This is a genomic window from Desulfocicer niacini (assembly GCF_054657595.1).
Genome location: NZ_BAAHYK010000013.1, coordinates 1 through 13,723, shown reverse-complemented (window position 1 = coordinate 13,723; position 13,723 = coordinate 1). Strand labels below are relative to the sequence as shown.

Genomic DNA, 13,723 nt, shown 5'->3' with positions numbered 1-13,723 from the left:
TCCGCCAGGACATGCGGGTTATATAAAATAAGGATCCATCATACCATGTTCGATACCATCAGCAAGCAGACGGGTTTAAAAAAAGAGCAGGTGGCTGCCGTGGCGGGCCTCATGGAACAGGGGGCCACCATTCCCTTCATTGCCAGATATCGAAAAGAGCACACCGGCTCCCTTGACGAGGTGTCCATCACCACCATCCGGGATGCCCTGGCACACCTTAAGGCACTGCAGGATAGAAAAGAGACCATTCTGAACTCCCTTGACACCCGGGAATTATTAACCCCCCAGCTGCAAGAAGCCATAAAAACAGCCGCCACCCCGGCGGAACTGGAAGATCTGTACCAGCCTTACCGGCCCAAAAAGAGAACTCGGGCCCTCATGGCAAAGGAAAAAGGGCTCATGCCCCTGGCTGAATTTATCTTGTCGTTCCAAAAAGGGGACCCCATGGAAAGGGCAGAACAATTTGTGGATGGGGAAAAGGGGATCACCTCCCCGGAAGACGCCTTGGCCGGAGCCAGGGATATTGTGGCGGAAACCATCAATGAAACCCCAGCCCTTCGTACAGCCATGCGCCATCTGTTTTTGAACCAGGCCCAGATGACCACCCGGGTTAAAAAAAATCGAGAAACAGACGGCGTTAAATACAGGGATTATTTTGAATGGTCCGAACCCGGATCAAAGGCTCCGTCCCACCGCATTCTGGCCATGCTCCGGGGGGAAAAAGAAGGCATTCTCACCCTGCATGCCCTGCCCCCTGAAGAAAAAGCCATGGATTTGCTTGAAAAACGATTTCTCAATCCCGCCGTTCAATCTGCCCCACACATGGCCATGGCCATATCCGACAGCTACAAACGCCTGCTGGGAAAGGCCATGGAAAATGAAACTTTAAAAACCTTGAAAGAGCGGGCTGACACCGTGGCCATCAAGGTGTTTGCCGAAAATCTCAAAAACCTATTATTGTCTTCTCCTTTAGGACAGAAGGCGGTGCTGGCCATTGACCCCGGGTTCAGGACCGGGTGCAAGATGGTGTGCCTGGACAGACAGGGAAACCTTGTGGATCACATGGTAATCTTTCCATTGGGATCAGGTGCTGCAAAGGCTGGACAAGCAATCAGGAAATGGATAACCACCCATGACATAGAAGCCATTGCCATCGGCAACGGCACCGCTGGCCGGGAAACAGAAACCTTTGTCAACGCATTGAACCTTTCAAAAAAAATTCCGGTGATCCTGGTGGATGAAAGCGGGGCATCCATATACTCAGCCTCACCCATTGCAAGGGAGGAGTTCCCGGACCATGATCTCACCGTGCGGGGGGCGGTGTCCATCGGACGGCGGCTCATGGACCCCCTTGCGGAGCTGGTCAAACTGGACCCCCGATCCATTGGTGTGGGTCAGTATCAGCACGATGTGGACCAAAAGGAGTTAAACCAGTGCCTGGACGATGTGGTGATCAACACCGTCAACCAGGTGGGGGTGGACGTAAACACCGCCAGTAAAGAGCTTTTAAGCCGGGTGGCGGGCCTGAACAAAACCATTGCCGCCAACATTGTACAGTACCGCCTGGAAAACGGCCCCTTTAAAACCCGGCGGGAACTTTTAAAGGTGCCGCGCCTGGGTCCCCGCGCCTTTGAACAGGCCGCAGGTTTTTTAAGAATTCCCCGGGGCACCAATCCCCTGGATGCCAGCGGCATTCACCCGGAATCCTACAAAATCGTCCAGACCATGGCAAGGGATCTGGGGGTGTCCGTTAAGGAGCTTGTGGGTAATGATGCCCTGGTGGCATCCATTGATCTGAAAAAATATCTGACCCCTGACATGGGTATGCCCACCCTTAAAGACATTGCCAAAGAGCTGGTACGCCCGGGCCGGGACCCCAGACAGCAATTTATTCCCTTTGCCTTTGCCGAAGATATCCATGAAATCAAAGATCTGGTTCCAGGCATGGTGGTGCCGGGCATAATCACCAATGTCACAGCATTTGGTGCCTTTGTGGACATCGGGGTGCACCAGGACGGTCTGGTACATGTGTCCAACATGGCCGATCATTTTGTGAAAAACCCGTCGGACATTGTGAGCGTTCATCAGAAGGTAAGGGTCACCATCATGGAAGTGGATATTCCCCGTAAACGAATTGCCCTTTCCCTTAAAACCCGGGCCATGGGATCCTGAATTGAACATTGACCTGACCCTGGACTATTATCTTGAGCATCTTTCCCTGGAAAGGGGACTTGCTGAAAACACCCTGGAATCCTATGGGGCAGACCTGGCCCGGTTCACCCGGTTCCTTGCCGAAAATCATATCACCACTGTCCAGGGCATTGACACCACAGTGCTTCTGGCCTGGATCGTGGATCTTAAAAAAACCGGGTTGTCAGCTCCCTCCCGGGCTCGGCACCTCATATCTGTGCGGGGATTTTTCAAGTTTCTCATCCAGGAAAACCGCATCACCGTCAATCCCACCGATGCCATGAACATCCCCAAAACAGGCAGACACCTTCCTGATATCCTGGGATTTGCCCAGGTAAAGACCCTGCTTGAACTGCCGGACCTTAAAAAACCCCGGGAGCTACGCAATGCCGCCATGCTGGAAATTCTTTACGGGGCGGGCCTCCGGGTATCTGAACTTATCAACATGAAAGTCCAGGACATTAATTTCAACGCCTGTTTTGTGAAGGTGTTTGGGAAAGGGTCCAGAGAACGGATGGTACCCATAGGCTCTCATGCCCGGGAAAGAACCCAGGAGTGGCTGGAACGGGGACGGCCCCAATTATTAAAAAATCTGACCAGTCGCTATCTTTTTGTGGCCCGGGCCGGAAAACCCATGACCCGGCAGGGATTCTGGAAAATCATTAAAAAGTATGCCCACATGGCCGGAATTCCTTCTAATGTCTACCCCCACACCTTCCGCCATGCCTTTGCCACCCATCTGCTGGAGGGCGGGGCGGATCTTAGATCCGTTCAGACCATGCTTGGCCATTCAGACATCTCCACCACCCAGATCTATACCCATGTGTCAAGTACCTACCTCACTGAAATGCACCAAAAATATCATCCCCGGGGCTAAAATTCTTTAATAAGTGGAATTCCAGACCCCATTGCTCCACCAATGATGTCGACTGGCCGATAGTATGGTCAAACCCCAATTGATTAACACCACCAATCATGCTATTTAACAAATTTTTAAATAACAGTCATGTCGGTCAACCGACACAACGAATAATGAAAATAGCATTATGCCGCCCCCAAAGGTCATCCGGTCCGGCTCGGGACCATCGGTGGCCCTTTTGGCCTGCCGGACTAAAGCGCAGAAACTTTAGGGCTGGATTGTCCTCAAACAGTCTGCGCTTCGTTACAATCGGCAGGGCAAAAAGGCTGTTCGCCTTTAGCTCCGATCGTGCCGAAGCGGATGACCGTTGGGGGCCCTGCTGTCGGTATTTTCATATAAACATATAAAATATGCCTACATCCTTTCGCCTTTTTCACGAACAGCTAAAAGTGCGAAAATCAAGGCAATAAGAGAGATGAGCCATGACATATGAAACTCCTGATTTTCGGGGATGGTGGACCCCTGGACAAAACGCCCCGGTAAAAGGCGCCCAGGGTATCAGACAAGCACTGACGGCCCTTCACCACCCCATCTATATTGTTGACATGGACGGCATACCCGGGGGCGCCCGGGGCGGTGTGGCCGTTCTTAAAGAAAGGATTTCCCCGGATGGATATGCAGGCGAACATCCCCATGGATTTCCCATAAAGGCATCGGCCTCGCCCCTTACGCTGGAACAGCTGGGGGATCATGGATTTAAACAGCGCCATGCCCTTCGATATCCTTACATCGCTGGTGCCATGGCCAACGGCATCACCTCCGTTGAGATGGTGGAAGCCATGGGCCGGCAGGGCATGATGGGCTTTTTCGGAGCCGGGGGGCTGTCGCTTGCACGGGTGGAAGATGCGGTTCAGCACATGAACGCTTCCCTTGGTGATCTTTCCTTTGGCTGCAATCTCATCCACTCCCACGGGGACCCGGAGATGGAGATGGCCACTGTGAATCTTTATTTAAATCACCATGTCCAACGCATCAGCGCCGCCGCCTTCATGCGCATCACCCTGCCCCTGGTTTATTATCGCCTCAAGGGCCTTCACCGGGACATTTCCGGCACCATCCATACCCCCAACCAGATCATTGCCAAAGTGTCCCGCATTGAAGTGGCCCGGCAATTTTTCTCGCCTCCCCCGGAAAAGATGGTCCGGGAGTTGCTGCAAATGGGGCTGATAACACCGGAAGAGGCAGACCTGTCCCAGGAGATCCCCATGGCCCAGGATCTCACAGCAGAAGCCGATTCCGGGGGACACACCGACAATAGACCGGCCATTTCCCTTTTCCCCACCATGATTTCACTGAGAGATGAATTCAATCAAAAATTTCAATACCCGGAACCCCTGTGTGTGGGGTTTGCCGGGGGTATTTCCACCCCCGAGTCCGCAGCAGCGGCATTCCAGATGGGGGCCGCCTATATCCTCACCGGGTCCGTCAACCAGTCGTGCCGGGAATCCGGCACATCTCCCGAGGTTAAGATACTTCTGGCCCGGGCAGAGCAGGCAGATGTGGCCATGGCTCCGGCGGCGGACATGTTTGAAATCGGTGCCCGGGTTCAGGTGCTCAAACGGGGAACCATGTTTTCCGTCCGGGCGGAAAAATTATATTCCATTTACAAGACATGTGATTCTTTTGATGCGGTACCGCCTGCCCTGCAACAGGAAGTGGAAGAAAAAATCCTCAAGGCAAGCTTTGAGGATACCTGGCAGAGCACCCGGGAATTTTTCCTGCACAGAAATATCCAGGAAGTACAACGGGCCGAACAAGATCCCCGATACAAAATGGCCCTGGTATTTCGGTCTTACCTGGGGCAGGCCTCCCGGTGGGCCATCAACGGAGATGCCCAGCGAAGAATGGACTACCAGATCTGGTGCGGTCCGGCCATGGGAGCATTTAACCAGTGGGCAAAGGGCAGCTTTCTGGAAAATCATGAAAATCGATATGTGGCGGACATTGCCCTTAACCTGCTTGCTGGGGCCTGCATCTGTACCCGGGCCGCATGGCTTTCAAGCCAGTGCAGCGATGTACCCATTGATGTCGCCCGGTTTCAACCCATGGATAGATCCAGCCTCATGTCAATTATCCATCCAATGTAAAATTTTTGTGAAAATCATCCCCATTTCTGCCAAAAGCACTCATAAACAGTTATGTTTCCCGTGATACGGCAGGAGAAACCATAAGTTTTTTTATAGAGACAAGTAAAAACATCCACCTATGTCAAAGGGAGGGATTTTGCAAAATAATAATGCGGTGGCCATCATCGGCATGGGCTGTATTTTTCCAGGAGCAGGCGGTTTAAAACAATATTGGCGACTACTGTTTAACGGAGAAGATGCCATTACCTCGATTCCGGAAAAGACCCACTGGAAACTTAAAGATTATTTCAATGAAGACCCGGCCACCCCTGATCACACCTATTGCAGCCGGGGAGGGTTTATCCCTGCGGTATCCTTTGACCCGACACGATACGGCATGCCCCCCAACAATCTTGAAGCCACAGACACCTCCCAGCTGCTGGGACTCATGGTGGCGGACATGGCCATGCAGGACGCAGGTCTTGGCAGGGGCGTTAATTTTGATCGTCATCGCGTCAATGTCATTCTGGGGGTCACCGGTACCCAGGAACTGGTCATCCCACTGGGGGCACGGCTCAGCCATCCCATCTGGAAAAAAGCATTAAAGGATTCCGGGGTTCCTCCGGAAAAGTCCCGGGAAATCCTGGAACGTATCTCCGGTGGCCACGCACAATGGCAGGAAAATTCCTTCCCCGGCCTTCTCGGCAATGTGGTGGCTGGCCGCATTGCCAACCGCCTGGACCTGGGGGGCACCAACACCGTTGTGGATGCAGCATGCGCAAGCTCCATGGGGGCAATCCACACGGCCTGCATGGAGCTTCAGACCGGTAAGTGCGATATCTCCCTCACAGGGGGGGTAGATACCCTCAATGATATATTCATGCATATGTGCTTTTCCAAAACCGGCGTACTCTCCCATACCAGCGATGCCAGGCCATTTTCCAAGGATGCCGACGGCACGGTACTTGGTGAAGGGATAGGCATGCTGGTGTTAAAGCGTCTGAAAGATGCAGAACGGGACAAAGACCGGATCTATGCGGTATTAAAATCCATTGGTACCTCCAGTGACGGTAAAACCGGCGGCATTTATGCCCCCCATGCCCCGGGACAATTACGGGCACTTAATGCTGCTTATAAAGAGGCGGGCATTTCCCCTGACTCCATGGAACTCATCGAGGCCCACGGCACCGGAACCCGGGTGGGGGATAAAATTGAGCTCACTGCCTTGAAACAACTCATGGACACCACAGATGGCCTTCCCCATTGTGCCCTTGGCACCGTTAAATCCATGATCGGCCACACCAAGGCCGCCGCCGGGGTGGCAGGCATGATCAAGGCAGTGTTAAGCCTTCACCACAAGGTAATTCCCCCCACCCTCAAAGCCGGGGAACCTGATCCTGACTTAAATCTCAATGCCTCGGGTTTTTATCTCAATGACCAATCAAAACCATGGATTCCCATGAACGGCCGCCCCCGGCGATGCGGGGTCAGTGCCTTTGGGTTTGGTGGCAGCAATTTCCATGCGGTTCTGGAGGAATATACCCCTGAAAAGAAGCATATTTCATGGGATGGTTCCATCCAACTGGCCACTTTTTGCGGCAACGACATGGTAACCCTCCAGGCCGACATGTCAAAATTTCTGGAAACTCTGACCGATTATGATAAATGGGATATTGGAGAACGTTCACAGATCATGGCATGGGAAACCGCCCACATGCGCCAACACTTTTCCTGCCTTGCACCACTTCGCCTTGTGCTGATTTTAAAAGAATCCCATGATCCCCGTGAAAAAATCAAACAGGCCATGAAGCAATTAACACAAAATCACACGGCTGACTGGGAAAAAGATGATATTTTCTTTGGATGCAATCCCTGGCAAGGAAAAAAGCTTGGATTTCTATTCCCCGGACAGGGAAGTCAGTATGTGGGCATGGGCCGGGATCTTTGCGCCCTATTTCCCCAGGCCATGGAGGCGTTAAAAACCGCAGACACCCTTTTTGCCAAGGAAAACAAAGCTGAACACCGTCTCAGCGACTTTGTTTTTGCCCCGCCACCCCACGTCCGGGACAGAGCAACCTCGGAGGAAATGCTTCGCCGCACAGACATTGCACAACCAGCCATCGGTGGTGTAAGCCTTGCCATGACACGGGTACTGGAGCACTTTGGCATTAAACCTGATGCCAGTTGCGGCCACAGTTTTGGCGAATTATCTGCCCTTTGTGCCTCGAAATGGCTTACCCCAGAGGATTTTCTCAACCTGGCCGTGGCCCGGGGAAAATATATGGCAAAAAATGCCAAAAACAGTGAAGACTGCGGCAGTATGCTGGCGATTAAAGCCCCATTGGATGACATAGAATCCCTTATCCTGGATGAAAAACTGGATCTGATTCTGGCCAACAGAAACAGCCCTGACCAGGGAGTATTGTCCGGCAGCTCAGAAGAAATCAAGCGAGCATCCAGGGCATGCAGGGCAAAAAAAATGCGATGCGTAAAACTTCCCGTGGCAGCAGCATTTCACAGCCACCTGGTGGACCATGCGGCCCGACCCTTTGAAAAATTTCTGGCATCGATTAATTTCAACCCAGGATCAATCCCGGTTTTTTCCAACACCACCGGTGATGTGTATCCCAGAGAATCTGACAAGGCCCGGAACCTCTTAGGCAGACAACTTCTGAACCCTGTCCATTTTATGGAAAATATCCGGGGCATGGTGGAAAACGGCATCACCACCTTTATTGAAGTGGGACCCAAAACCGTTCTTTCAGGCCTCACCCGTAATATTATCCAGGGGCATCCCCATAAGTGCCTTGCCCTGGATGCCTCCTATGGAAAAAAACAGGGCATTGCAGATCTTGCCGGTGTACTTTGCTCCCTTGCAGCGGCGGGCTATGGTGTTCAACTGGATAAATGGGAAGAAAAGGGATTAAAACCGGAAAAGAAAATAATGAGAATCCCCATCTCAGGTGCCAATGTGCAGCCTGCTCCCTTCACCGAAATTCCCCCATCGCCCCTCATGGAAATAGACCCCGCAACAAAGGAATCAACCAAAATTTCTGCCATGGATACCGGGAACAATCCCCTGTCCTCCCCCGGGGATGCAGCACCCCAACGGATGCCCGCTTTCCAGACACCATCATTAACAACACCCAATTCCCCGGCCCTGGAGAAAAAATCTTCCACCCCTGGCAATCCATGCCGGAATGAAGGGAGAACTACACCTTGCCGTCCCCAACCATTAACCGGGACGGGGGCCAAAGGAGCTGATATGCACTCCCCCGACAATGGGAATCATTTTCCCTCATCTGACTCCCACAATTCACAAACATCCATGGCCTACCATGCCATGCAACTGGTCCATAAGGGGCTTGAATCCATGCAGGAGCTCCAGGCAGGCACTGCCCGGGCACATGAGAAATTTCTGGACACCCAGACGGCAGCAAGCCAGGCACTCCAGAATATGATGCAGCAAACACGAATGTTTGCCGACACCGTGACCACTGTTACGGCGGGATCATTGCCCCATTATTCTCAACACCCCCCGGGTCACCATTCCCAAGCCCAGCCTGAACAGCCATCCATGGTGGGCCATATCCCCCAGCCACCTGCTGCCATACCCCGACAATGGGATGTCGCACAAGTTACAAATACAGACATCTACTCCCCCCGGGATAATGGATCTGGAAATAATGGCCATGGGGTTCAGGGTCAACCCCGCCAGGCAACGATACCTTACATTCATGAAAAACCGGTTTCTTCAGAAGCTGTGGCTGCCCACTCCAGTACACCACGGATGCCAGAAGAGAGTACATCCACGGCCCTGGCCGGGGAAATACTTCCCCTGACAAAAGAACAGACATCCAGGAAAGATCAACAAAATATACCAGCACTGATCATGGCCTGTGTCAGCCGTCTCACCGGATTTCCCGAAGAGATGCTGGACATGGATATGGACATGGAATCCGATCTTGGCATCGACTCCATCAAACGGGTGGAAATCATGTCTGAACTGGAAAAAATGCTTCCCCAGGCAGACAGTCTCTCCCCGGACAACATGGGAACCTTGAAAACATTGAAAGATGTCATGGATGCCATTGCACCGGAAGATAACCACACCCCGGTTCAGGCATCCCGGCCCATGATCCCCCTCAATGGCGGGGCACCGGAGAAATCCTCCGGGGAAAAAATCCCGGCCTTACCCGTCATGGATGTGGTGATGAAAACCATCAGTGAACTGACAGGTTTTCCCGTGGAAATGCTGGAACCGACCATGGATCTTGAATCCGATCTTGGCATTGATTCCATCAAACGGGTGGAGATACTATCCAGGCTGGAGGAGTCCCTTCCTGAAATGGCAACCATCTCCCCCGATGAAATGGCAGGACTAAAAACCCTGGAGCAGATTGCCACAACATTATCACCGGTTGCCGTGGCAAAAGGCAGCGCAATGGCACCGCAACCTGGACCGGAATCACCTTACTCCATGACAACAGCGGTTAAAAATCAATCTGAAACATCCGATTCCCCCCGGGAAACGGGGCTAAAAAAAAAAGCCCTAAGACAGATCATATCGCTTAAATATCTCCCCCAGGATGACATTGACACCGCCATCAAGGGGGAAATTGCTCTTAAAACAGGCCAGAAAATTTATTTGACCCAGGATGACCAGGGCATTGCCCTACATTTGAAAAATGCCCTGGAAAAAAAATCGGTACAGACAAAATGTCTGTCCGTGGATGCCCTGCTGGAACAAGAAGACATCAGTGACATGGCCGGCCTTGTGCTGATCCCCGGCAAATCAGAAATGGATTGTGCCGATTTTCTAAAAAAAGCTTTTCTTCTGGCCAGAAAAAGCGGTGCAACCCTTAGCAGCTCTGCCGCTGAAGAGCATGCTTTTTTCACCACCATCTCCTTTATGGATGGAAGTTTGGGATTTGGATCAAGCCCTTTTAATCACCCCCTGTGCGGAGGCCTTGCAGGACTTTCAAAAACTGCAGATCTGGAATGGGACAAGGTTAACTGCACGGCCTTTGATCTACCCGAAGATCCTGCCTTTGCCATCTCCCATGCCGACCTTATGGTTGGGCTCATGACCGCCCATGGTCCCGTTGAAATGGGAATCAACCCCCAGGGAGTTGTCGTGCCCCAAAGCATTGAGGCATCAGCAATTCCAGGGGCTACCAACGTGACCGAAAAGGATGTTTTTCTCATCACCGGCGGAGCCAGGGGGGTAACGGCCCAATGTGCCATTGAACTTGCCACCTGTTTTTCCCCCACCATCATACTTGCAGGTCGTTCTGCACCCCCCAGCGCAGAACCCCAATGGCTGCAGCCCCTTTCCAATGAAGGGGAGATAAAAAAAGCCATGCTCACCCACCATTTTAAAGATCAACGTCCCACCCCTGCAGTGCTGGAAAAAGCTTTTCGCCAATTATCAGCCAACCGGGAGATGAATAACAATATCGATCTTATGGAAGCTGCCGGAGCCAGGGTTCAGTATACTTCCGTGGATATACGAAATACAGAAAAAATCAAGAGGCTCATCCAGGAGATAAAAACAGAACACGGGACCATCACCGGAATTATCCACGGGGCCGGTGTGGTGGCGGACCGCTTTATTCAGGATAAAACCCCTGAACAATTTGAACAAGTATTTGAAACCAAGGTCAAGGGACTCTCTAATCTTCTGGCAGCCTGCCCTCTGGACAAACTTAAATTTTTAGTTCTCTTTTCTTCTGTGGCAGCCCGGGCCGGTAACGCTGGCCAGGTGGACTATGCCATGGCCAATGAGATTTTAAATAAAACAGCCCAGGGCCTTGCAAGGCGTCACACCAGCTGTAAAATACTCTCCATGAACTGGGGGCCCTGGGAAGGAGGCATGGTCACAACTTCACTTAAAAAAGAATTCCACAAAAGGGGAATTCCCCTGATAGACTTGAAAACCGGAGCGCAAATGCTGGTGCAGGAAATGACCTCGGAGAATCCCGGGCCTGTTGAGGTGGTTGTGGGTGGGCTTATCTCCCGGGAGCCATCCCCCGATCCTGGAAACAAAAACGATAATAAATCTTGCAGTATAAACCATTCACCTGTTCCGATAAAGGGAAAAAACATCCTTTCAACATCTTTAAAAACAACGGTAATGACCCAGATGACAGGCCTTCAATCCTGCCCGGTACTGGCTTCCCACACCATTGCAGGGGAACCGGTGGTACCCTTTGCCTTGATGATGGAGTGGCTGGCCCATGCAGCCATCCATTCCCACCCCGGGCTTGTATGTACGGGAATGGATGGAGTCCGGGTACTCAAAGGGATAAAACCGGGGGAAAAGGAAGAAGCTGTTGATATTAAGGTGGGAAAATGCAGCCCCAGGGCTGTGGGCTTCATGGTACAAGGCGAAATTATCTCCACAAAAACCACCACCATGCACGTCAATGGAACTATCTTGCTGGACAGTCAGCTGCCCTCTGCCCCGGTTCTGGATAAATCCCGGCAAATAAGCCTGCCACCAAGTGCTCTGTCCGTGGACAAGGTATATGATGATATTCTGTTCCACGGGCGGGATCTTCATGGCATCAAAACCATTGTGGGATGTTCCGCCATGGGCATTGAAGTTGTGGCAACCCATGCACCGGCCCCCGGGGCATGGATGGCCTCCCCACACCGGAAGAAATGGATACTGGATCCTCTGATCATGGATTCTGCTTTCCAGGCGGCCATCATCTGGTGCCATGAAACCCTTGGCATGGTCTGCCTTCCCACCTACGTCGCCAATATACGAATTTACCAGAACATAATGGAGCACCATGGCGATGTCACCATTCTCCTGACGGTGAATGAGCAAACCGCCCACAATATCAAGGGCTATTTCACCTTTATTGATGAACAGGGCAAGGTGCTTGCCAGTATCACTGGATTTGAAGCGGTGATGGACCCCACTCTGGTGGACAAATTCAAGAATAAAAAATTACCATCTGTTTTATCTTCTCCCGGGGAAGCCATGGATAAGAAAAAGCCTGGGCAACAATCAACACAGAACACTGTGTCCCAGGGCAATTGCCGGAAAACATCTTCCATTGTAAAAATAATGGGAACGGATATGCCCATTGCCATGGATAAACCTTTGTTTTCCAGGGAAAAAATCCTGGCCTTTGCCGTGGGTGATCCGTCAAAGGCTTTTGGCAAATCATACCGAATTTTTGATAAAGACCGGGAAATTGCCCGGCTGCCGGGCCCCCCTTATTTTTTCATGGACCGGGTGATAAAGACCGAGCATCCAGCCTGGCACATGGAACCGGGGGGATGGATTGAGGCAGAATTTGATATGCCCGACGATGGCTGGTATTTCAAGGCAGCCAGATCAGAAACCCTGCCTTTTTGTATTCTCCTTGAAATCGCACTGCAACCCTGCGGATGGCTTGCTGCCTATGCCGGTTCTGCCCTGCACAGCCAAGACAGGCTCTATTTCAGAAATTTGGGGGGGGAGGGTAAACTGCTCTCTTCGGTGCATCGTACCATGGGAACTTTGACCATGCGAAGCCGTCTCACCGGTGTGTCCAAAGCCGGAGGACTGATCATCCAGGACTTTGATCTGGAGGTGCTCAACAAAGGGACAATGCTCTACCAGGGACACACCAACTTTGGTTTTTTCACCCGGTCATCCCTTTCCAATCAAACCGGCATCAAGAACTCTGCCCTGGTCCTTCAATTGACCGATGAGCAGAAGAAATCTATATTTTTGCAACGCTTCAAAGATTCAGCTCCGTTAACACCTGAGGATACCAACGTGGATTCTCCGGATGAAATGCCTGCAAAAGCGCTAAGAATGATTGATTCGGTGGATATCTTCCTCCCCAGGGGGGGGAAATATAAAAAAGGATATATCAGGGCCGGCAAAATTGTGGACCCACAGGAGTGGTTTTTCAAGGCACATTTTTACCAGGACCCGGTTTGTCCAGGCTCTTTGGGCGTGGAATCCTTTTTACAAACCATGCAGTATTTTGCCTTTAAAACATGGAAATTCGATCCCCAAAAATACCAGGTAAGCATGCCCCCACACACCCACAAATGGATATACCGAGGTCAAATCACCACGGCGGGCAAGCAGATTGAACTTCAGGTTCATATTAAAGATGCCAATAAAGAAACCATGACCGTCAAGGCGGACGGCATACTTCTTGCCGATGGGCTGTGTATTTATCAAATGGAAGATTTTATGATCTGCCTTGAACCCAGATAAGCATTCAATCATAGGTTTTTATCCCAGCGAAGGCCGTGACAGCAGCTACAGAGTCGGTTGTAAACCAATTGTCCGCGGCGGTGGTAAGTTATCAATAAGTCGACTCGGATTTAAAGGCTAAGCAGCCCTTATATAACCCCGGATTATTGAGGACTTGCCATGGGTGGAGGCAAGCTTCCGCTGTTACCGGACTATGTCAAATCCCGATCCCCAAAAACAATTCAGGTTAAAAACTATCTGGGAAAAATTTGTCATTATCATTTATAAAAACAAAAAAGGCCCTGACCATTATTTAAAAATGGTCAGGGCCTTTAT

4 protein-coding genes are annotated in these 13,723 nt (G+C 51.4%); all 4 read left to right on the top strand.

Annotated features, from left to right (window positions below; translation table 11 throughout):
* The first annotated feature begins 45 nt into the window (after positions 1-45).
* The 4 genes from ACYQ2M_RS08610 to ACYQ2M_RS08595 all read left to right on the top strand — a co-directional run bounded on the left by ACYQ2M_RS08610 (position 46) and on the right by ACYQ2M_RS08595 (position 13,408).
* On the top strand, positions 46-2,172 hold the full coding sequence (locus ACYQ2M_RS08610; protein WP_459915927.1) for a Tex family protein: 2,127 nt from the start codon (positions 46-48) through the stop codon (positions 2,170-2,172).
* A gap of 1 nt (position 2,173) precedes the next feature.
* The gene (xerD, locus tag ACYQ2M_RS08605) at positions 2,174-3,067 is read left to right on the top strand and encodes a site-specific tyrosine recombinase XerD (RefSeq protein WP_459915926.1); all 894 of its coding nucleotides are present in this window, start codon (positions 2,174-2,176) and stop codon (positions 3,065-3,067) included.
* A gap of 464 nt (positions 3,068-3,531) precedes the next feature.
* On the top strand, positions 3,532-5,196 hold the full coding sequence (locus ACYQ2M_RS08600) for a PfaD family polyunsaturated fatty acid/polyketide biosynthesis protein (protein ID WP_459915925.1): 1,665 nt from the start codon (positions 3,532-3,534) through the stop codon (positions 5,194-5,196).
* A 136-nt stretch (positions 5,197-5,332) separates the two neighbouring features.
* The gene (locus ACYQ2M_RS08595; protein ID WP_459915924.1) at positions 5,333-13,408 is read left to right on the top strand and encodes an SDR family NAD(P)-dependent oxidoreductase; all 8,076 of its coding nucleotides are present in this window, start codon (positions 5,333-5,335) and stop codon (positions 13,406-13,408) included.
* The last annotated feature ends 315 nt before the right edge of the window (positions 13,409-13,723 follow it).

What these genes read in the sequence shown, in the direction of transcription:
- ACYQ2M_RS08600 (WP_459915925.1), top strand. Translation starts at nt 3,532, where the DNA reads ATGACATATGAAACTCCTGATTTTCGGGGATGGTGGACCCCTGGACAA.
- ACYQ2M_RS08610 (WP_459915927.1), top strand. Translation starts at nt 46, where the DNA reads ATGTTCGATACCATCAGCAAGCAGACGGGTTTAAAAAAAGAGCAGGTG.